The sequence below is a fragment of the Aquibacillus kalidii genome, assembly GCF_014280935.1.
Classification (GTDB): Bacteria; Bacillota; Bacilli; order Bacillales; family Amphibacillaceae; genus Aquibacillus_D; species Aquibacillus_D kalidii.
Genome location: NZ_JACLZI010000030.1, coordinates 87,050 through 109,124, shown reverse-complemented (window position 1 = coordinate 109,124; position 22,075 = coordinate 87,050). Strand labels below are relative to the sequence as shown.

Genomic DNA, 22,075 nt, shown 5'->3' with positions numbered 1-22,075 from the left:
CACGGCCTCAGCCTCCTCATCAGCAAAGAACGCTTCTTCCGGGGTCTTCGGACGCGTGCTGTTCCCACAGAAGTCTCCGTATTCTGCCTACGCTAATTGATAAATTCTAATTTTGTATAGTGATACGAAATACCAATATATCAACGAATCCGGCATTTTCCACTAGAAAAGAAAGCTATACTAAGCGGAGGAAAAATGCGAGACTCCTGTGGGAAAGGAATAGTCTGAAGATCCCACAGAGAGCGTTCTTTGCGAGCGAGGAAGCTGAAGCGTTCCCCACGGAAAGCGAGTGTTTTTCCGCAGTGTCGCGTTTGCACTCAACTAATTAAAGAATGAAGAAATAAAAAGTTACTGCAGATTTTATCTCTAATGTCCATTTACAAGATCTTGTTATCAAATGCATTGTCCTTAGGTGGTTGGTTTGCTGCTTGTAATTATGTACAAACTTTAAAAAAGGAAATTACAAAAAAATACAAAAATCAATATATATTGATAATTTTTTTAATAGTTCTTTTTATGTTGGGCTATTTTAGATATACTATAAGAAAAATGTTCTCAATTACTGATAAAGGTGAAGCAGATGACCCTATTAAACTATGATGAATTCTTTGATAATCAGAAGCTAGATATGCTGTTCGAGCAATTAACGCATTTAAACACAAATGATAATTTGTTCCCGGTAATAAAAGATATAAAAGCAAGTATTAATAGTCAGTTAAAAGCTTATCAGCAGTTAAGATTCGCTGTAGAGCAGTCTTCATCCATAACGATTACAGACATTAATGGGAAGATAACGTATGTAGATGATAATTTTTGTAAACTAACAAAGTTCTCTAAAGAAGAGTTATTGAATAGAAGTCATAAGGTTTTAAATTCGGCATTTCATGATAAACAGTTTTTTGAAAGTCTGTGGAATACAATTCTTTCTGGAGAAGTGTGGAATGGGGATATTCGTAATAAAAGAAAAGATGGTTCGATACTTTGGTTACATACAACGATAGTGCCATTAATGGAAGAAGAGGGCTTACCGCCGTGTGCCTTTATCGCCTTTCGTACCGATATTACTGAAAAGGTGAAGTTAGAGGAAAAAGTTATTAGTGGACTAAATAGCGATTATCAAAGAGTCTTCCGTGAATTAATGAACCTAGTTTTTAGAATTGAGAATAGGTCGGGACAGGATAACTATTATTGTACGATGGTTGAGGGCAAGTTAACGAAAAAGTTAGGAATAACTCAACATAGCAATATCGGAAATCTACCAATTGAAGGTAAGCATATTGGTGAGGTAGACCTTCCAATTGTGAAAAGCGAATTGGAAAAGGTGTTTAAGGGACAAGAAGTAACTATTAAACATAAGTTTAGAGACCATTATTTGTACACGATGCTATCCCCTATTATAAAAGATGGGCAAGTAGTTGAGGCGATTGGTTCCTCTGTAGATATTACCTCTCTTGAGGAGGCGGAACAACAGGTTAGATATCTTGCCTATCACGATCCTTTGACGGAACTCCCGAATCGCACTAAATTCACAGTTGATATTGATGAACTTATTCAGCATTCAAATCGGGATCAACCTTTTTCGATCATGCTTTGTGATATAGATAGACTAAAATATATCAATGATGCACTTGGGCAATACGCTGGTGATCAAGTTTTACAAACAATTTCCAATAGATTACGCTCTATTATTGAGCCACATGGTCTTTTATATCGGTTTGGTGGGGATGAATTTATTGCTGTTATCAAAGAGCCGCAAGAAATAGTAGCGGAACTAAGTGAAAGAGTCGGTAGAGCAATAAATAAACCAATCCCGATTGTTGGAAAAGAATTCTTTATTACATCGTCCATTGGAATGAGTACGTTTTACAAAGACGGAATTACAACTGAAGAGCTCATTAGCCATGCAAGTATTGCTGTGCATTATGGAAAGGTTAATGGGCGAAATAGTCGTTTCTTCTATTCACCGAAAATGAATCGAATGTATAATGATCTCCTACTCTTAGAAGGAGAGATTAGACGTGCGTTAAGCAGTAATGAATTTGTCCTCCATTATCAGCCGAAAATAGATGTGGAAACAGGGCGTGTTATTGGAATGGAAGCCCTAATTCGATGGTTTCATAAAGAAAGAGGATTTATACCACCAAGTAAGTTTATTCCTTTGGCAGAAGAAACGGGTTTAATTACGCAATTGGGTGAATGGGTAATCCGTGAGGCTTGTTATCAACATGTTAAGTGGAAAAAGGCTGGATTTGATCCAATGTTAATTGCTGTTAACGTTTCAGCAATTGAATTACAACGTAGCGATTTTGCTAAAAAGGTTCACTCAATTATCGAAGAAACAGGAATGGATCCTGAATTCCTAGAGATTGAAATAACAGAAAATAGTGTCATGCAAAATACAGAAGATTGTATTGAAACAATGAATGTTCTTAGAACGATGGGAATTTCGTTATCCATAGATGATTTCGGTACTGGTTATTCTTCTTTTGGATACTTAAGGAAATTTCCAATTAATTATCTTAAAATCGATCAATCATTTGTTAAAAATGCTCTGAAGGAATCGAGTAGTGGAGAAATCATAAAAGCTATGATCCAATTAGCGCATACTTTTGGTCTTAAAGTGGTAGCGGAAGGCGTAGAAGATTCTGAAATCTTACTGTTCATCAAAGAACAAAACTGCGACTTATACCAGGGCTACTACTTTAGTACCCCTCTTGATCCATTAGATATTGAAAGACAATTCTTATCACTTACAGCCAGTTAAGAAAGATCCCCCTACTCAGATTCTTGTAGGGGGATTTATTATATAGCTAAATCTAACTAAACTCTTCCTGTTTTGCTTGTTCCTTTTCTTCCTTAGCAACTTTTAAAAACTTTCTTGTCTCTGCAACAACAACACCTGAAAGGCCAATAAGGCCTACTAAGTTTGGAAATGCCATTAATCCATTCATTATATCAGCAATGCCCCAAATGACATCTAACGTTTCCACAGCACCATAGAACACTAGTAACACGAATAGGGCGCGGTAAAAGGGAAGAAATTTATCGCTTAGCAAATAACTAAAACATTTTTCACCATAATAAGACCAGCCAACAATAGTAGAAAATGCGAAGAATACAGTACCAATTGCCACAATATATTCACCAGTAGCTCCTAGGAAGAATGAAAAGGATTCTGATGTAAGTTCAGCTCCTTTTAGGCCACCGCCATAGAGATTCGCCATTACGAGTGTAATACCTGTAATCGAACAAACGATGATTGTGTCTAAAAACACCTGCGTCATCGATACTAAAGCTTGACGACCAGGGTAATCTGTCTTGGCAGCAGCAGCTGCGATCGGTGCAGAACCTAAGCCTGCTTCATTTGAGAATACCCCTCGTGCTACACCATAGCGGATAGCAGTACCGAGTAAACCACCAGCAACTGCTTGACCGGTAAAAGCATCGGAAAGAATGAGCCCAACAGCATCAGGGACTAAGTCAAAGTTAAGTATAATAATAATAAGTCCGCCTAAAACATAAAAGGCTGCCATAACGGGAACGAAGTAAGATGTTACTCGTCCAATACTTTTAATCCCTCCCATGATGACTAATGCTGCTAGTATAGCTAGAGTAATACCAGTAACCCAAGTTGGAACACTGAATGAAGATTTTAATACATCTGAAACAGTGTTAGATTGAACCATGTTCCCAATCCCAAATGCAGCAATTGCTCCAAAGATTGCGAATAAGACCCCAAGCCATTTGGCGTTTAGACCTTTTTCTAGGTAATACATAGGACCACCAGAGTACTGACCTTTGTCATTTTTAACCCGATATTTAACAGCAAGAATTGCCTCGGCATATTTAGTTGCCATTCCCAGTAAGGCTGTTATCCACATCCAAAATACAGCACCAGGACCACCTGCAATAACTGCGCCGGCTACCCCAGCTATATTACCGGTACCGATTGTCGCAGCAAGTGCAGTAGTTAATGCCTGGTAATGACTTATATCTCCTTTTGATTTCTTGTCCTGTCTTTTTGGGCTGAAAGCTAGTTTTAATGCGTATGGAAGTGTCCTAAATTGTAAGAAACCTAGGCGAATGGTTAAGTACAACCCAGTTCCTACTAAAAGGATGAGTAAGGGAGGACCCCATATGTAACCACTAATTTGACTAACAACATCTGCCATTCCATCAACCTCCTAATCATTTCGGATAATATTATAATATTCCGAAAATTAAGTGTGCATGTCAATAGATTTTAAGTAATTTATTAGAGCTATTGCTAGGAAGTTCACAAAGGTTTGTTATTTAATCGGTTTCCTACTTGGTATTGTTTGTATAAGAGCATTTTAATTTTTGTATTATGTTATTTACCAATAATCATAAAAAGTGTATTGTCCTATAGTGGCTGTTATACGAATGTTTTTTACTTTTGCCACTTGTCCAGTATAATTGTTAACAGAAAGGGGTTATAGCTATGATTAAGGTTTTATTTATTTGTTTAGGAAACATTTGTAGGTCACCGATGGCCGAGGCTATTTTTCGGGATTTGGTAAAAAAAGAGGGTTTATCAGATGAGGTTATCGTCGATTCAGCAGGAATTGGAGACTGGCATGTAGGATCAGCACCTCATCAAGGGACTAGAAATCTATTGGATAACCTTTCCATATCTTATCAAGGTATCTCTGCTAGACAAGTAACGGATAAAGATTGGGAAGATTTTAATTATATTATTGCGATGGATGAAAAGAATATAAATGACTTGAATGCCATTCGTAATCAACATGGGGAAGTTGTCGTTAAGAGGTTAATGGAATTCGTTGCAAATCCTAAAGAGGAGAATGTTCCTGATCCTTACTTTACGAATAACTTTGAATATACATACGAACTGGTTAGCCAAGGGTGTAAAGAGTTGTTTAAGGAAATTAGAGCTGCACATAACTTATAGGAAGGAATGAAAGGGTTGAAAAATAATAAGCTAGTACAAGGGATGGCATTAGGAGCATTAGTAGGGGGATTGCTTGCTTTACTGGATAGAGACACAAGGAATGATGTTTGGAATAAGGTGAAAACTACACAAGCATCAACACGCTACTATGCGAAAAACCCATCAGAAGGTTTTCAATCTCTACGTGAAGGATATATAAATATCTCAAGCAACATATCTAATGGTGTTACAGGTGCCCTAGATATATTGGCAAAAATACAAGAAACATTAGATTCTGTAAGTAAATTAGATGATGGGGACATACAATTGAACGTAAAACTAAGCTCTGACTCTGATGACAATAAGTAACAATAAAGAAAGGGGAGACAAGTGAAAAAGATTATAGATTTCATCAAAAGATTAGTCAAACGAATTCTAAAAGATGACGTATTTGGCCTTTCTGCACAGTTAGCATATTTCTTTTTATTATCCTTGTTTCCATTTATGATCTTTTTAGTTACATTAATTGGATATTTACCATTCGAAAAGATTGATGTAGTTAAATTTATAGCCGATTACGCACCTGCAGAAACGGTTCAATTAATTAACGAAAATATAACAAAAATAGCTAATGAGAAAAATGGTGGACTGTTATCGGTGGGGATCATAGGTACACTTTGGTCGGCCTCTAATGGAATAAATGCTATTATGAGATCATTTAATGCTGCGTATGATGTTGAGGAAAATAGATCATTTATTGTATCACGTTTCATTGCTATCATTTTAACATTAGCAATGCTTTTAGTGATTATTGTTGCCTTTTTACTACCGATATTTGGGAAGGCAATTGGGATCTATTTATTTTCATTTGTTGGTCTGTCGTCTGGTTTTATCGAGGCATGGAATATGTTGCGGTGGGTGATATCATCTATAGTATTTTTCATTGTTTTGCTTGCGCTATATGTACTTGCGCCAAACAAACGTGTGCAATTTAAAAATGTTGCACTTGGTGCAGCCTTTGCTACAGTTGGGTGGCAACTTGTATCACTTGCTTTCTCATACTATGTCAATACGATTGGTAATTACTCAGCAACTTACGGAAGTCTTGGTGGTGTCATTATTTTAATGATTTGGTTCTATTTATCTGGAATTATCATTATCGTAGGTGGAGAAATAAATGCGTTGCTAAGGGAAATGAAACTGGAAAATAGCTAGTTTAAAAAGGAGACTCAGTTCCTAATAGGACAAGAGTCTCCTTTTTAAAAAAATACTTTTGCAAACACTTTCCTGTTTGAAGCAACTTACGCTTTTAATAAACGCAAACCGTTTAAAATTACTAAGATCGTACTTCCTTCGTGACCAATTACTCCTAACGGTAAGTCTAAGAATTGGGCAAAGTTAGCTGCTATCAGTACAAATATGACAGTGATAGAAAAGACAGCGTTTTGTTTAATAACTGTATTCATTCGTTTTGATAAGGAGATAGCATTCGTAATTTTAGAAAGTTTATTTTTCATTAACACAACATCTGCTGTTTCTAAAGCTACATCTGTTCCAGTTCCCATCGCAATACCAAGACTTGCAGTGGCAAGTGCAGGAGCATCGTTTATTCCATCACCGATCATGGCAACCTTTCGATAGCTTTTATTTAGTTCTTTAATCTGATTTACTTTGTCCTCAGGTAAGCAATTCGCGATATACTGTTTAATATTTGCTTCCTTTGCAATTGCCTTTGCAGTCATTTCGTTGTCGCCTGTAAGCATAACAGTATGAATGCCAAGTTTATTCAATGCCTTAATGGCTTGGACTGTATCCGTTCTTAATTCATCTTTTAAAGCAAACAACCCGACTACTTGGTTGTTCTTAGCAACATACACAAGCGTTTTTGCTTCTTGAGCTAATTTGTTCGCGATACCATTCGCAAAATGATTGGCTGATTCTTTTCCGACTAGCTTTGCATTACCAATTTTCCATTGTTCATTATTTATTTGTGCAGTTACTCCACATCCAGCAGTGTCCTTCATTTCTTGAAGCTCATAGTGAAAAGAAATGCTACGTTCTTGACTTGCCCTTACGATAGCTTGAGCTAGAGGGTGATTGGATTCTTTTTCAATAGAGCTGACAATAGACAAAAAATCATGGTCATTGATAGAAGGATCTATATGAATATCTGTAACTGTTGGTGTTCCATTTGTTAAAGTTCCTGTTTTGTCAAAGGCAATTGCATCGATGGTTGCTAAATTCTCGATATGAACCCCACCTTTGAACAATACGCCGTTTCGTGCACCAGTTGAAATTGCTGATAGTGTCGCAGGCATGATCGATGCAACAAGCGCGCATGGAGAAGCGACAACAAGTAGGATCATAGCTCGATAAATAGTATCCGTCCAACTCCATCCGAACATAAAATGGGGTAAAAACATCATCAAGGCAACAGCTATTAAGACAACTTTTACATAAGTAGTTTCAAATTTTTCAATAAAAAGTTGGGAGGGAGACTTTTCGCTTTGTGCGGAGTGAACTAAGTCTATTATTTTTTGAAATAAAGAGTCACTCGCAAATTTGGTGATTTCTACAACAATGCTACCATTCAAGTTAACGGTTCCGGCAAGCACTTCACTTTCAATCTGTTTTGTAACAGGTATTGCCTCACCTGTTAACGTACTTTCATCAATAGAAGTACTGCCCTTCATTATTACCCCATCTGCAGGCACTCTTTCGCCGGCTTTTATCAAAATACGGTCACCAAGTTGGAGTTTTTTGACACTAACTTTTTCCTCACCGTATTTATTAATTCTTAAAGCTTCTTCAGGCTGAAGATCCATGAGAGAAGAGATCTCTTTCTCGCTTTTATTCATTGTATAAGTTTCCAGTGCACCAGAAAGAGCGAAAATGAAGATCAAAATAGCACCCTCAGTCCAATAGCCGATTAAGGCAGAACCAATTGCGGCAAATATCATAAGCATTTCAACATTTAGTTCTCTTTCTTTGATTGTTTCCTCGAAACCTTCTTTTGCCTTTGCGAATCCACCAATAATGAATGCAGACAGAAGCATCATAACGTGGCTATGCTCAGGTAGTCTATTTTCGAATGTCCATGCGCTCAGAATCAAAATACCACTAATTAGAGCTGCGACTAGCTCACCGTGTTTTTTGAAAAATAAATTAAAATTGTTATAAATTGAATGCCAATAACTGCTAATTTCTGATTCCTTATTTAAAATTGTTCTTGATAATTGTGACAAATTAATCACCCTTCCCATTCTAATTGATAATGATAATCGTTAACGTTACCTATTATGCTGTTAAAACAACTTTTTTGTAATTCATTTAATTAAAATAATTATAATGTAATATTTAATTTTATTTTATCATAGTCACCTACTTAGTCAAGAGGGAAGGATTAATTATGACAGTCTTATTAGGTAACTTGGTTAAAGGAAATAAGAGAACGGAATACATGAGAACGCATGCCTCTATTGCATTTCAAATAGAAGACAATGTATGCTTGACTTAGTTTGAGTGGTATCGTATCTAACAAAATGAGGTGAATAGATGGGAAAGAAAATCGTAGTATTAGGCAGCTTAAACATGGATATTGTGGTATCAACTAAGAGATATCCTAATATAGGTGAGACCATACACGGGGAAAACATTAACTATCTACCAGGTGGAAAAGGGGCTAACCAAGCTGTTGCAGTTAGCAAATTAACTGGGGAAGCCTTCATGCTTGGTGTTTTGGGTAATGACGTGTTTGGAGATCAAATCATTAATTCGTTATCAAAGAAGAATCTAATAACAGAAAACATAAAGCGAACATCCTCCTATCCAACAGGTATTGCTTCAATTGTTCATCTACCTGAGGATAATAGTATCATTGTTATTCCTGGAGCTAATCAACAATGTACACCTGAGTATGTGGAAGAAGTTAAAGAGGTCATTATAAATGCGGATGTTTTGCTCATGCAATTGGAAATACCTATAAAAACAGTAGAATATGCATTAAGTATTGCGAAACAACACCAAGTAGCTACAATATTGAACCCTGCACCAGCGACTGAATTGAATACAAACGTATTAAATAATATAGAGTATGTAACTCCCAATGAATCAGAATTGGCTAGTTTGTTAAACCGAGAGGTGAAGACAGACGATCAACTTAGAAATGCTTTTCTGGATTGGAGGCAGATGTACACATCTGAATTAATTGTAACGCTTGGTGAACGAGGGTGTGCTTACTGGTCTGATGGCGAGCTGAATATTATCCCTTCTAGATCATTAGGAAGCGTAGTCGATACTACTGGTGCTGGTGACTCATTTAATGGGGCATTAGCATATGGGATAGCTGAAAATTGGTCGTTGGAAAAAACACTGAATTTTGCTGTTACCGTATCAGGCCTAGCGGTTACGAGGTTTGGTGCACAAGATGGTATGCCTTTGTTAGAGGAAGTGAAGCAGCATATGTAAAAAAGATAAAAGAAGAAATTAAATCAACCCTTATAAAAAAAGTAGCAGAAGACGCTCTGCTACTTTTTATGAGGGTTGATTTAGTTGTTGGGAAGAAGGTTTACCCCATATTAAAATGATTAAACAAATGATCAGGAATAAGCTACTAATGATCGTAAAAAAGCTAACCCCCTGTAAAAATTCAATAAATAAGCCACCAAGTGATGGCCCGATTAAGCTACCGAAGCTGAAAAATATACCGCACATTAAATTCCCGGTGGGTAGAAGATTTTTTGGCATAACATCTGTCATGTAGGAAACACCAAGCGAGAATATAGAGCCTACAAAGATGCCAGCAATGAATAAACAAACAACTAATCCAATAAATGATTGTTCTAAAAGTCCAGCAAAGGTAAAACTTATAAACCCAACAGATAGTGCAATTAACAAAATATTTCTGCGGCCATATTTATCACTCATCATCCCTAAAGGGAGTTGGAAAATAATACCGCCGATTGCAAACGATGCTAAGAAAATCGATACATTATGTACTTCAAGTCCTATCCTCAGTGCATATACCGGAAAGCTTCCGTTAAAAGCTGCTTCGAGAAATCCGTAAGCAAGGGGAGGTAAAAATGTTATCCAGCCATATTTTAAAGCAACTGAAAAGCGTTTGAACGTGTCGAAAAAGGAGCTCATTTCCATATCTTGTTCCGGGAGTTCATTTTTCAATGTAAAAACGAAACACCAACCGATTAAGCACAAGATAGAAGATACGATGAATGGAAGAGACTCATTAATTTCCACTAATGGAGTCATTAGTGGTCCGACAGCGAACCCTATTCCGAAAAACAACCCATATAACGCAATGTTTCTTCCACGCTTATGTTTAGGTGAGAAGTCTGTAATCCATGTTTGGGTACCAAAGTTCAAGGCATGGTCACCTATCCCTATCAAGAGGCGTAAAAAGAACCAGAACCAAAACGTTTTCCATAAGGGGAAAAGAGCAAGTGCACTAAATACTAATAAACCTCCAAATAAAATGAGTGGTTTATAGCCCCATTTGCGAAGAGGTTGCTCCATAAATGGAGACGCTAGGAGTACACCTATGTATAACCCTGTAGCATTAACCCCGTTTAAGAAAGAAGATACACCACTATTTTCAAAAATAATTGCAATAAGTGGTAATAGCATTCCTTGACTAAGGCCAGAAATAGCTACTACACATACTAAAATCCACAGTCTATATTTGTGCTGTCTCATGTTATCACCAATACCTTTTTTAATTCGTAACAAACTATATGATACAAGAAAATCCTATGCGAAGGAACAATTATGTATTCGAACATTGTATCTTAATCGATAAAGCTGTGCATAACATTGTTCTGTCACGAAAATACTAAAAAAAATAAAAGAAAGGATTGGGTAGCATGAAGAAAATACTTTCAATTGTCGTTGTAATGGTTGTTTCTGTGATTGCTCCTATCTCAATAAATGCTAAGGATGTAAAAAAGCCAGAGGCTATTAAAGATAGTGAACTTCCAAGCCACGTATTAAATATTTCTAAGGAAAATACCTATCCGAACTCCACAAAAGATGAAATGATTTTGGAACCGAGTGATTTGGTTAAGGATTTAATTGATGAAGCAGATGTGGAAATTGAAAACCCGGATTTGATCAAAATGTTAAATGAAAGTTCGATCAAACCTTCACCCATAGCATTTGGCTATCGTGGAATGATTTATCTAGGTCATTGGCCATTAAGCTATAAGTCAAATGAGACAAATGTAAATTGGGAATACCAAGAAATAAACACGAATGAGTTGAACAACATTGGTGGAGATACTGAGGAAAAGATGAGCTATAATCAGAAAGAGGAAGAGCATATTAAAGGAGCACTAACTGCAAAGATTGAAAAACCTGACCAAATTAAGCGAATGATGTTGTTGCAGGCAAAAGAAAAAATGGACCTACCGTTATCCTTTAACGCTGTTGTAGGTAAAAACACAAAACTTGATAATTCATATTCTGTACCCGTTAAAAAAATGGGATATTTAAAAGCATTTGCTCCCGCTGTTGGAGAAAAAGGGCAAGTAACATTTGGTGAAGTATATTTGAAGCTTAAAGGGTCAGATAAAGAGTTAATCGTTAAAAATGTAACAAAACAAGGAATTGGCGCTTGGATTCCAATTCAAGATCATATTTCCTTTTCATTTAATTTAAAATAGAGTAAGAAAAAGAGAGTAGATCTAAAGATGATTTACTCTCTTTTTGCATTACTATTCCGTAGATCGACTTGTTGCTCAGCCATTTGAATATTTTCTGAATATAGGGATTGCGCAATGATTTGTCTGGTTTGTTTTCCTGTTGTAAAATAAACGTCATCCTTACATAAACCAGTAATTGCATATTGATAACCTCTATATCCATCATTAACAGAAGTCATTCCATAAAAGCTAAATGGTTCTATCGCAATGCCTTGATCATCTTTTTTTAGTAGCGTATCCAATTCATTATTGAGTCGAACACAAGCCTGTTCCAGTACATTTGTTACTTTTTGAGGATCCTCATAAAAGCTAATTGTAACACGTTCGATAATCCTCATTTTAGATATATTCAAATTGGCAATTGTTAGGATTAGGCCATTATTAATGGTTAATAAAGCACCTGACCATTCGCGGATTTTTAAGAAACGTAACCCAATTTCTTCTACCGAACCTTGGTGAGTATTATTTATAATAACCCAGTCCCCTTGATGCAATTGTTTTTCGTAAAGTAAAAACACTCCTGCTATCAGGTCCCTTATAATACTCTGAGCACCAAAGCCAACAATAACACTAATTATGCCGGCACCAGCCAAAATACTGCCAACTTTGACACCATAAACATGAAGTACGTAAACAATAAACCCAAATGTTGCAGTATATTTAATAATGGAATTAAACATGGATTCAATTGTTTGTTCGTTTCTTTCACTTAAAAAATCTGTTCTTCTAAAAAAAGTACGAATTAACTTCCTAAAAGTAAAAACCAAGGTAATAGCGATGATTGCACCTAATACAACTTTAAATATAGGGTTATCCTGAGCTTGCCCAATATATTCTTTCAGAACGGATACATTCATAGTAGACCTCCAACAAGAACTTACTGAACCCTAATTATGAATGCTTTCCATGAGGAGAATGGTACTCGATACTAGCTGTTTTCTATTTCATGACGGTGACACTGAAAATTATTGGGGAAATGGAATTATTCAATAGGGTACACTCTAATTATTTTATGGTGAGATAAAATAATTGTTCTTACCCGATTTCTTTGCAGTGTACATCGCTTCATTTGCCCTATTAGATAACCACAAACTCATCCGATTAGCCTAGATATCGGAAGAAACAATAGCATCTTAACATCTACTAATTGAATTAAGCCGATCTTTTGTAATTATACTATTTTTTGAATTATGCTTAGCGGTCAAATTGGGAATGCTAGACAATATAGTGATTTCGTATTAGGATAGGAAAAGATAACGAAAAGGGAGTAAAACATAATGTTACAACAAAACGATAAAATTGATCAGTTAAAAGCTCATTTAGAAGGTTTTTTGGCAAAGTTGGACACATTGGATCCTGAAAAAACATCTATTTCAGATATAGACCAGTTAATTCAATTTATTGAGAAAATGGAACAAGATTTACAATAGGTCCTGGGAAGAAGTATGGAATTTTTTTTCGATAAGCAACATAAAATGTATCGAAGCTTGCGTTCCCATTTGGTAGTTTTTGTTGTCTCTCGGTCACTCTTTTATATAATCTTACAACCGGTGTGAAATTTTTCCGGTTGATTTTTTTATTTTAATACTTTATTATGGTAAAGCAATAAAGAGATAAAGAATGGAAAAGCATTAGAGAGGGGAAAAAAGAAATGGCTTCTGCAATAATCATATCTGTCCTAGTCATGATCATACTAAGTTTATTACGAGTAAATGTTATCATTGCTATCATTTTAGCGGCTATAACGGCAGGACTACTTTCTGGTTTATCAGTAGTAGATACAGTAGAAATGTTAGTTGATGGTATGGGAGGACAGTCAAGCACTGCGCTTAGTTACATATTGTTAGGTGCGTTTGCCATCGCAATAAGTTATACAGGAATTACGAATTTATTAGTTAAATTTTTAATCAAGAAGTTAACTGGAAAGAAAACGGTTATGCTATTAGTGATTGCTGGAATCGCATCTTTTTCACAAAATTTAATTCCAGTGCATATTGCTTTTATTCCAATATTAATACCGCCATTATTGAAGTTATTTGACCAGATGAAGATCGATCGACGTGGGGTCGCTAGTGCTTTAACATTCGGGTTAAAAGCACCTTATATTATGATACCACTAGGATACGGTCTGTTATTTCATGAAACGATCCTAAAAGGAATGGAGTCAAGTGGAGTATTTATTACGAAAAATGAAGTGGCACTTTCTTTACTGATCCCTGGATCAGGTATGATAGTAGGCTTACTTGTTGCCATTTTCATTACCTATCGGAAGGATCGAGTTGTTTCAAGTGATGTTGTTAGCGAAACAGGGGAAGTAACTGAAATAGAAGCACAAAAATTCGAAAGAAAACATTTGTTAACAATTGTGGCTATTGTAGCAGCGCTTGCTGTTCAATTGGGTACGAATAGTTTAATTATCGGAGCATTAACGGGACTTATTCTAATGTTTATTTTCTTCGTTGTTCCATTTAAACAAGGAGAGACGGTAATAACCCAAGGGGTATCAATGATGGGGACGATCGCCTTTGTTATGCTTGTGGCATCAGGTTTTGGGCATATCATCCAGGAAACAGGTGCTGTTGCTGACCTTGTGGAAGCATCGTCATCAATGCTTGGGGACAATAAAGCATTTATTGCCTTCGTACTGTTGTTAGTTGGACTACTAATTACAATGGGAATAGGTTCATCGTTTGGAACAGTACCTATAATCGCTGCTTTATATGTTCCGATCTGTATAGCTGCTGGTTTTTCACCGATGGCTATTGCGGCACTAATAGGAACAGCTGGTGCGCTAGGGGATGCTGGTTCACCGGCATCTGATAGCACGTTAGGGCCTACTTCAGGCTTGAACGCTGATGGAAAACATAATCACATTTGGGATACCTGTGTCCCAACATTTATTCATTATAATATTCCACTGTTTATCTTTGGATGGATCGCTTCATTAGTATTATAGTCATAAGTTCTGACTGTTATTCTGCATAAAAACCCGGAGATCTTGAGAAAATAAAAGAAAAAAACGGGGTGATATTTATGAAGAAATCAGTCTTACTAATGCTAACAATTATGCTCTGTTTAGCATTTCCGCTTTCGATACAAGCTTCTAGCTACGGCTGGGGATATAAAAAGGGGGAGAACCATCAGCCTCCACAAGTCGGTAAATACGGACAAATTCTCGAGGATAATGGTGGCTATTATATAGATGATTCAGGTGAGAAGGTCGTCTATTTAACATTTGATAACGGGTATGAAGCTGGTTATACAGGTCAAATATTAGATGTACTGAAGAAGAAAGAAGTTCCAGCTACATTTTTTGTTACTGGTCACTATGTTGATGATCAACCTGAGCTGATAAAACGAATGGCTAAGGAAGGACATATTATCGGTAATCACTCTTACCATCATCCCGATTTTACTTCCTTGTCAAAAGAAAAATTAAAGAAAGAACTAGATACATTGGAACAATCAGTTGCTGATATAACGACACAAGACAAAATGAAGTTTGTCCGCCCTCCTAAAGGGACATTCAATGAACAGACAATTAAATGGGCAAACGAATTTGGCTACATCCATATGTTTTGGTCTTTGGCATTTGTCGATTGGAATACAGGTAGCCAAGGAGGTTGGGAGAAAGCTTACAAACAAGTGATTGACCAAATCCATCCTGGTGCTGTTATTCTACTCCATACAGTTTCTAAAGATAATGCAGAAGCATTAGAGTACATGATCGATGATTTAAGGAAACAAGGTTACACTTTCAAGAGCCTCGATGATTTAGTTTTAAAAGATATGATTCCACAGTCTGTTTTTGGGTTATAGGTCTAAGGGTGTTCACTTTTTGTGGATGCCCTTTTCTTATGTTTTAGATGGTACTGGGTTATAAATACTATAAATATGATTAACAAATAATTGTTAGCTAAATGTATTGAAAAATTTCGAGTATCGTTATATTATTTGAATAACAGAAAGCGAAGAAAGGTTATTTGTATCTGGGCACTTAAATAATCTGGAGCGACTAGTGCAACCGACTGAATTTAGGGGAGGTTGTGCTTTTATGTGTAGCATCAAGAGTTTATGTGACGAAGATCTAATTGAAGCCTATCTCAAAGCTGTCTCGAGTAATCTTAGTAAGGACTTTATCCAGTTGCTAAAAAGAGAAATTTCCCAAAGAAATCTAGATATTGAGTTAAATGATGAATAGTTTTAAATAGTATCATACACTACCGTGTTAACAAAAACACACAACTTTGGAAATAAGTTGTGTGTTTTTGTGATAATAAGTTTTTATTCCTCATCATCTAATACTTGATAAGCCATATTGTACAAGATCATCTGGCTATCAATAATTTCCTCATCAATTCCATCTGTACTGTACTGGTAATAACCATTAGCATCTTGGACACGGGATTTGACGTTATCTCTCAATATAATTGAAAGAATGTTTTTAATTCTTGCCTTGATTTTGCCTTCGTATATTGGGAATGACAACTCTACCCGCTTTACCATATTTCGAGTCATCAGGTCTGCAGAAGATAAGAATATTTTTTCTTCGCCATTGTGATGAAAATAATAGATGCGGCTATGTTCAAGGAAACGACCTACAATACTTTGGACATTAATGTTATCACTAATTCCTTTAATACCAGGTCTCAAACAGCATATGCCTCGTACAATCAAATCTATTTCAACACCAGCCTGTGATGCTTCATAAAACTTTTTAATTAAAGGTTTATCTGTTAGCGAATTCATCTTGGCAACAATCCTACCATTACCATATTTTCGATGAAAGGAGATTTCTTGATCAATGTATGCAAGGAAGTCCTTACGAATATCGTATGGTGCCATTGAGATATGATGGAAGGTAGGTTTTTCAGTGTATCCACTTAAATAGTTGAAAAAATTAGTAGCATCAACGCCGAATTTGCGCTTTGTGGTAATCAGAGACATATCTGTATAAAATGCGGCTGTCTGATCATTATAATTACCAGTACCTAAGTGAACAAACCTTTCAATTTTCCCATGCTTCTTCCTAACAACTAACGTTATCTTACTGTGCGTTTTCAAAGAACTCATTCCATAAATCACATGACAGCCAGCCTTTTCTAACTCTTTTGCCCACTGTACATTCTTTTCCTCATCGAATCTTGCTTTTAATTCAACTAGTACAGTTACTTGTTTTCCTTTTTCTGCTGCCCTTTTTAACCCGGCAATAATTGGAGAATCACCACTTACACGATATAAGGTTTGTTTAATCGCTAATACATCTGGATCGTCAGCTGCATCAGTTATTAAATCAACGACGGGCTCAAATGATTCGTAAGGGTGGTGTAAAAATAAGTCTCGTTCTTTAGCAGCATCGAATACACTTTCTTTACTATTCATATCTTGAGGGGGCTGGGGTATAAGTGTTTGATAAACAAGGTGTTCATTTTCTGTAAATAAGTTTTTATAGAAGTCAAAGATAAACGTTAGGTCCAATGGTCCGTGAACAACATATAAATCATTTTGATGGAGTTCTAATACACGCATTAAAAAGTTAACAATACTTTGATCATATTTGTCTTCACGAACTTCTAGTCGTACAGCAGAGCCCCATTTTCTGCGTCTTAATTCCTTTTCGATTTCCTTTAATAAATCCCTTGCACCTTCTTCATGAATCGTCATATCAGCGTTTCTCGTAATGCGGAACTCGGTGATCGAGTGGACATGGTATCCTTTAAAGAATTTATGAATAAAATGCCCAATAATGTCTTCTAATAAGACATAGTGATTATCACGAGTTGTAATATAACGATCTAATAGGGCGGGCACTTGAACAATGGCTGTTTTCTTTTGATTGTTTTCTAAGTCAAAGCTATCTTCTAATGTTACAGCCAGATTAATCGACTTATTTAAAAGCATTGGAAATGGGCGATAGGCATCAATGGCCATTGGTGTTAATACAGGAAATATGTGCTCATCGAAGTAATCCTCAAGTTTGAGCAATTCTTCGCCGGATAAATCATCAATTGACACCATCGAAATGTTTTCCCGTCTTAAAGGTACTTGCAGTTCTCGGTAGATTAAATATTGTTTATTAACATGTTCATGGCTTAGCTCAGCAATTAGCTTAAGCTGCTGTTTTGGTGTTAACCCCGATTTATTATCACTTTTATTAAAACCAGCCTTAACTTGATCCTTAAGGCCTGCTACTCTTACCATGAAAAATTCATCTAAATTGGATGAGGTAATTGCTAAAAATCGAAGCCTTTCCAACAATGGATTACTCTGATCATAAGCCTCTTCCAGAACTCTTTCATTGAAAGAAAGCCAACTGGTTTCCCGGTTGTTATAATATAACGGATTATCTAAGTCATTAACTTTGTCTAATATTGACATCCCCTATCATCCTTTGTCGATAGTTTCTCCAACTAATCGTATAACTTTTTCCTTTAAATTACATTAAAAAGAATGTAAAATTTTTGTAAATTATTGAGCGGTCTCTATTCTAATGAAATTTAAAGTGATATCTTTTTTTAATGCTTTTTCTAAATGCTTCTTTTGCTTTTCCGCTTGGTATTCCTCAGGCATCCAATCTTTTCTACAATAAAGGTTTATTTCGATTAATTTATCAGAAACATTTACATCGAAATCCTTAATCACTTGTCTTTTGGTCGCATCTAAACAATAGGTGAACTTAAGAATTGCCCCCAAGCGCCGAAGCTTCTTTTGCTCTTCTTTCAGGAACCATTCTTTATAAGGGTGTAGAAATTGCTTGAAAATAGTCTTGTTTCTAAAAGAAGCAACTAATGCAATCATCAGCCGTTCCTTATGTAGTAAGCCATCAATTGTCCGGTTAGCTATTAAGTAAAAGGTATGTTGTGCACTTGATTCTGAATCGATATATTCACCGAGGTTGAATAGGAAGCTTGCTCTTTTTAGTAAAATCCAATCCGCTTGTTTAAATGGACCGAAGCCATTTGATTGAAGGATCTGGAATAACTTTCTAGTTAAAAATTGTACATGTAAAATTTGATTCGGATTCAAATCAAAATCGTTAATTAATTCCTGAATACTATCTTCTAAAACGTTTGGGAATAAAAATGACCCTAGACTTTGTGAAAGCTGCTCATAAAATACCCCATCACGAAGGCCTTTTCGACTTAAAATAAAGGACTCTGCTAGCATCGTTTGATATAAGCAATGAAAAACTTCAATAGCAGGAATAATAATATCTGCCCGGTCTTTTGAAAGTCCTTCTACTTTTTGGAGCTTGTCAAAAGGTAGTCCTGTTAAATACTGACTAATTTGTCTTATATCACTATCTTGCATTTTATATTGATGTAGCCCTGCTAAAGGATACTTCTTCTTATTTTGATCAATTTGTACAAGATTACGCGCACTACCGCCAATTCCAATTAGTGGTACGTGTTTGTTTTTTAACCAAGGTAAGGATTGAAACTCTTTAATTAGAAACGTCCTTAATTTAGATAGTTCTTCATTTGTCGGAGTGTCTTCTTTATAAAAGTCTTTCAAGGTAAGTGCACCAAACGGAAAGCTATGAGATTCGATTAACTTTCGGTCTTTAAAATAGGTTACTTCAGTACTGCCACCTCCAATGTCAACTGTAATCCCCTCTGTAAGAGAAGTGGAATTAACAACTGCTAAATAACCATAAAATGCTTCCTCGTGCTCAGATAGTACCCTCATATCAAAACCAAGTTGTTCTCTAACCATTTGTTGAATATCATTTTGATTATTAGCTTGTCTAATGGTCGCTGTTGCCACGCATATTAAGTCACTAACTTTATATGTTTGGATTACTTCATTAAAACTTTTTAAAGTAGTAAGAAGAATGTGAATCCCTTCTTCTGTTAAGACGCCATTTTCGTTAAGATGGTTCCGTAATCGTGCCACTGCTTTTACATTTTCCACTTCACGTAATCTACCGGCTTTTTCCTGAAGATACATAACTAGTCGCATCGTGTTTGATCCAATATCTATAATAGCAAAATAATTTTTTTGCATGGTATCACCCTGTCTATATGTAGGATTTGTTGCAACATAGTATACCACACGTAACTAGTTGTTAAGCATCTTGTTGATTTATTGTCCAAATCCTTCCATAATTGAATGACAAATAAGTATTGTGAGGAGATATAAACATGTGGACCAAAGAGATTGAACTTGATTTTACATATGATTTTGATTATGTGCTTAGGCGATTAGCAATGGACCCACTTAATACTGTCAATCTGGAATTAAACAAAGTGCATATCCCTATTCAATTAAACACAGACAAGCATGTGATTGAAGTGGAGTCTAGAGGTTCGACAGACAAGCCTTCTTTTGTAATCAAAAGTAATAGTAGAAATGACAAGGAGTCGCTACTAGATATTGTAGTAGATATTTTCCTATGGAATAGAAATTTAAATGACATTACCAAACATTTTAAGCAGACAAACTTAGCATCCCTTTTTGAGCTTTACCCGGGAACACCTGTTGTGAAGGATTGGGATCTTTATCAGTCAATAATCAAAACAATTATCCATCAACAGTTAAATATGAGTTTCGCTCATACATTAACCAAACGCTTCGTCGAGAAATACGGCGAGAGACGGCAAGGTGTATGGTTTTATCCTGACCCAGAAACCGTCGCGAATATCCCTTACCAATCCCTTCAAGATCTACAGTTTAGTAGAAGAAAGGCTGAATATGTGATTGATCTTTCTAGGCTGGTTGTAAATGGTGAACTTTCTTTAGAAGAACTTTCAGAAAAAGAGGATCAAGAAATTATTAAAAGCTTAGTTGCAATCCGTGGTGTTGGTAACTGGACGGCTGAGAACTGGTTGTTGTTCGGATTAGGAAGAAGTAATCTATTACCTAAAACCGATATAGGTGTGCAAAACGCACTGAAACGATACTTTAACAGGGAAAAGAAACCGGATATTCGCGAAATAGAGAGTTGGGGCGAACAATGGTCTCCTTTCCGTAGCTATGCGACGCAAACGATATGGCGGAGTATCGAGGAAGAAAAACCTTTATAAGTTGATTATATGATTCAATAGGCGAATTTATTAGTTATTTTTGCATATGAACAAGTAATTGTTGGTAGGTATTTGCTTCTTCCCTATTCCCTATATTACGGTAAATATTGGATAGTAGTCTAATTGGTTGTGGATTATCAGGATTTAATTCCATCTCCCATTTAAAGCAATCAATGGACCTACTAATTTGGTTGAAGTCCAAATACAATTCACCTAAAGCGTATTGCTGGTCAGGATTTTCTTCTAGTCTCAACATTTTTAACAATTTCTGATGGACAGGGAGGTGAATACCTGCTTCTTGAAAAGGTTCTAGCCAACTAACAATTTCATTTAGTGTATAGTTAGAAAATACAGCGGTAATTGATCGGTGGACAAGATTCTCTAATAGTTTATGATCGTTATGAAATAACTGTAGGAGCTTTTTATTTAGCTGTGGAAAAATAGACGCAATTAATTCCTGATCTGCTTGTTGAAAGTATGTTGCAATTGTAGATAATTGAGCTTTGCTTGGCTGCATACCGTGCTGAACCAATAGTAATATCGTGTCATTAGGGTTATTTTGTTCGATTAATTTTTCGAGTAGCTGTGCCTGCAACAGTTGGTTTTCCTCTATTTTATCTAGCAGGGAGGTCCATATTTTAATTTGTTGGTTCGGGGAAAATTGTTCTAGACAAAGTACGTTGATTCTATGAAGACTTTCATTGGAAGGTTCTTGATTTAGATGAAGGCATAATTCATCTAACCATCTGTTCTGTTTTTGATAAAGGGAGATTAATTTTTCCTGACTAGACGGTCTAGAAATCGTGTTGAAATAGTATGATTCAACAAAATCTAAATCCTTCTTTGACATTTCTAACGTTTCAATATCTTGATACTGGTTGTTGAATGACTGGAATTCCAGTTGGTTGACCATGTCATTTGTAAAAGTATCCTCTGAAAAATTCTGTTGAAAATTTTTCAACGTACGGTATGCATGATATAACTTGCCTTCACGACGATAAGAGTAGTACGTGTTTTTCACTAGTTTTTTAAGCTGATCATTTGGTATAAAGGCATCAAAGTAACTGAAGATTTGTATTATCTCTGCTGGAGGATAATGATTTTGTAGTTTTTTAAATAATTGATTGAAGCGTATAAGTTGAAATTGAATGGACTTTTGCATCGTTACTAATTCGGAGAGAACTGGGTGTTCGCTTGGGAAGGTGAAACCTTTAACTAACGCTTTGTGTAAGTAAGAATTAAGTTGTATGATGTTTGTCTTTTTACCATTTATAAATTTGTTCTTATGAAATATTAAGTAATAGAAGTTGTTCTGGTTATCAACTACCTCCATAATTTTACATTGCTTATAAATGACCACTTGAGTTGGTTTTCCATCAATAGACTTTTTATTAAGATAAATTTGTATTTCCATCATCAAACCC

At 35.9% G+C, this 22,075-nt stretch carries 18 protein-coding genes and 1 riboswitch; of the genes, 11 read left to right on the top strand and 7 right to left on the bottom strand.

Translation table 11 applies throughout. The annotated features are described in order from the left end of the window. Window positions 1–580 precede the first annotated feature (580 nt). Complete coding sequence (locus H7K77_RS05865; RefSeq protein ID WP_186576790.1) at window positions 581–2,764, top strand: sensor domain-containing protein; 2,184 nt, start codon at window positions 581–583, stop codon at window positions 2,762–2,764. 52 nt (window positions 2,765–2,816) lie between these two features. Here H7K77_RS05865 and H7K77_RS05860 read toward each other — a convergent pair whose 3' ends face one another. Then, a complete protein-coding gene (locus H7K77_RS05860) occupies window positions 2,817–4,172 on the bottom strand; it encodes an alanine/glycine:cation symporter family protein (RefSeq protein ID WP_186576789.1) in 1,356 nt (451 codons plus the stop codon). A gap of 290 nt (window positions 4,173–4,462) precedes the next feature. Here H7K77_RS05860 and H7K77_RS05855 point away from each other — a divergent pair, with 290 nt between their 5' ends. From H7K77_RS05855 to H7K77_RS05845, 3 genes are read left to right on the top strand one after another with little or no spacing between them, the layout of a single operon-like run. Further along, entirely contained in the window at window positions 4,463–4,933 is a 471-nt protein-coding gene (locus tag H7K77_RS05855; protein ID WP_186576788.1) for a low molecular weight protein-tyrosine-phosphatase, read from the top strand. 6 nt (window positions 4,934–4,939) lie between these two features. Continuing rightward, on the top strand, window positions 4,940–5,281 hold the full coding sequence (locus tag H7K77_RS05850) for a hypothetical protein (protein ID WP_222599239.1): 342 nt from the start codon (window positions 4,940–4,942) through the stop codon (window positions 5,279–5,281). 21 nt (window positions 5,282–5,302) lie between these two features. After that, window positions 5,303–6,127, top strand: a complete 825-nt coding sequence (locus tag H7K77_RS05845) for a YihY/virulence factor BrkB family protein (RefSeq protein WP_186576786.1) — start codon at window positions 5,303–5,305, stop codon at window positions 6,125–6,127. Between the two features lie 86 nt (window positions 6,128–6,213). Here the strand turns inward: H7K77_RS05845 and H7K77_RS05840 are convergent, their stop codons facing one another. Beyond that, complete coding sequence (locus tag H7K77_RS05840; protein WP_328701048.1) at window positions 6,214–8,115, bottom strand: heavy metal translocating P-type ATPase; 1,902 nt, start codon at window positions 8,113–8,115, stop codon at window positions 6,214–6,216. Between the two features lie 352 nt (window positions 8,116–8,467). Between H7K77_RS05840 and rbsK the strand changes: the two genes are divergently transcribed. Further along, a complete protein-coding gene (gene rbsK, locus H7K77_RS05835) occupies window positions 8,468–9,379 on the top strand; it encodes a ribokinase (protein WP_186576784.1) in 912 nt (303 codons plus the stop codon). 66 nt (window positions 9,380–9,445) lie between these two features. Here rbsK and H7K77_RS05830 read toward each other — a convergent pair whose 3' ends face one another. After that, complete coding sequence (locus tag H7K77_RS05830; protein ID WP_186576783.1) at window positions 9,446–10,621, bottom strand: MFS transporter; 1,176 nt, start codon at window positions 10,619–10,621, stop codon at window positions 9,446–9,448. A gap of 167 nt (window positions 10,622–10,788) precedes the next feature. Here H7K77_RS05830 and H7K77_RS05825 point away from each other — a divergent pair, with 167 nt between their 5' ends. After that, a complete protein-coding gene (locus tag H7K77_RS05825; RefSeq protein WP_186576782.1) occupies window positions 10,789–11,586 on the top strand; it encodes a YfkD famly protein in 798 nt (265 codons plus the stop codon). Window positions 11,587–11,618: 32 nt separating this feature from the next. Here H7K77_RS05825 and H7K77_RS05820 read toward each other — a convergent pair whose 3' ends face one another. Further along, a complete protein-coding gene (locus H7K77_RS05820; RefSeq protein WP_186576781.1) occupies window positions 11,619–12,482 on the bottom strand; it encodes a mechanosensitive ion channel family protein in 864 nt (287 codons plus the stop codon). Window positions 12,483–12,902: 420 nt separating this feature from the next. Between H7K77_RS05820 and H7K77_RS05815 the strand changes: the two genes are divergently transcribed. The 4 genes from H7K77_RS05815 to sda all read left to right on the top strand — a co-directional run bounded on the left by H7K77_RS05815 (window position 12,903) and on the right by sda (window position 15,826). After that, window positions 12,903–13,055 carry an SE1561 family protein gene (locus H7K77_RS05815; RefSeq protein WP_186576780.1) on the top strand — a complete coding sequence of 51 codons (153 nt, stop codon included), beginning with the start codon at window positions 12,903–12,905 and terminating at the stop codon, window positions 13,053–13,055. A 221-nt stretch (window positions 13,056–13,276) separates the two neighbouring features. Beyond that, entirely contained in the window at window positions 13,277–14,581 is a 1,305-nt protein-coding gene (locus tag H7K77_RS05810; RefSeq protein ID WP_186576779.1) for a Na+/H+ antiporter family protein, read from the top strand. A gap of 77 nt (window positions 14,582–14,658) precedes the next feature. After that, window positions 14,659–15,444 carry a delta-lactam-biosynthetic de-N-acetylase gene (pdaA, locus tag H7K77_RS05805; protein ID WP_186576778.1) on the top strand — a complete coding sequence of 262 codons (786 nt, stop codon included), beginning with the start codon at window positions 14,659–14,661 and terminating at the stop codon, window positions 15,442–15,444. A 135-nt stretch (window positions 15,445–15,579) separates the two neighbouring features. Further along, window positions 15,580–15,663: riboswitch (cyclic di-GMP riboswitch) on the top strand. A 16-nt stretch (window positions 15,664–15,679) separates the two neighbouring features. Beyond that, window positions 15,680–15,826: a sporulation histidine kinase inhibitor Sda gene (sda, locus tag H7K77_RS05800; protein ID WP_222599238.1), complete on the top strand. Its 147-nt coding sequence runs from the start codon at window positions 15,680–15,682 to the stop codon at window positions 15,824–15,826. An 83-nt stretch (window positions 15,827–15,909) separates the two neighbouring features. Here sda and H7K77_RS05795 read toward each other — a convergent pair whose 3' ends face one another. Both H7K77_RS05795 and ppx read right to left on the bottom strand, forming a co-directional pair. Continuing rightward, the gene (locus H7K77_RS05795) at window positions 15,910–18,003 is read right to left on the bottom strand and encodes an RNA degradosome polyphosphate kinase (RefSeq protein WP_186576777.1); all 2,094 of its coding nucleotides are present in this window, start codon (window positions 18,001–18,003) and stop codon (window positions 15,910–15,912) included. Window positions 18,004–18,093: 90 nt separating this feature from the next. Next, the gene (gene ppx / locus H7K77_RS05790; protein ID WP_186576776.1) at window positions 18,094–19,632 is read right to left on the bottom strand and encodes an exopolyphosphatase; all 1,539 of its coding nucleotides are present in this window, start codon (window positions 19,630–19,632) and stop codon (window positions 18,094–18,096) included. 137 nt (window positions 19,633–19,769) lie between these two features. Between ppx and H7K77_RS05785 the strand changes: the two genes are divergently transcribed. Further along, window positions 19,770–20,651, top strand: coding sequence for a DNA-3-methyladenine glycosylase family protein (locus tag H7K77_RS05785; RefSeq protein WP_186576775.1), 882 nt, complete (start codon window positions 19,770–19,772; stop codon window positions 20,649–20,651). A gap of 34 nt (window positions 20,652–20,685) precedes the next feature. Here H7K77_RS05785 and H7K77_RS05780 read toward each other — a convergent pair whose 3' ends face one another. Continuing rightward, on the bottom strand, window positions 20,686–22,065 hold the full coding sequence (locus H7K77_RS05780) for a tetratricopeptide repeat protein (RefSeq protein WP_186576774.1): 1,380 nt from the start codon (window positions 22,063–22,065) through the stop codon (window positions 20,686–20,688). Window positions 22,066–22,075: the final 10 nt, after the last annotated feature.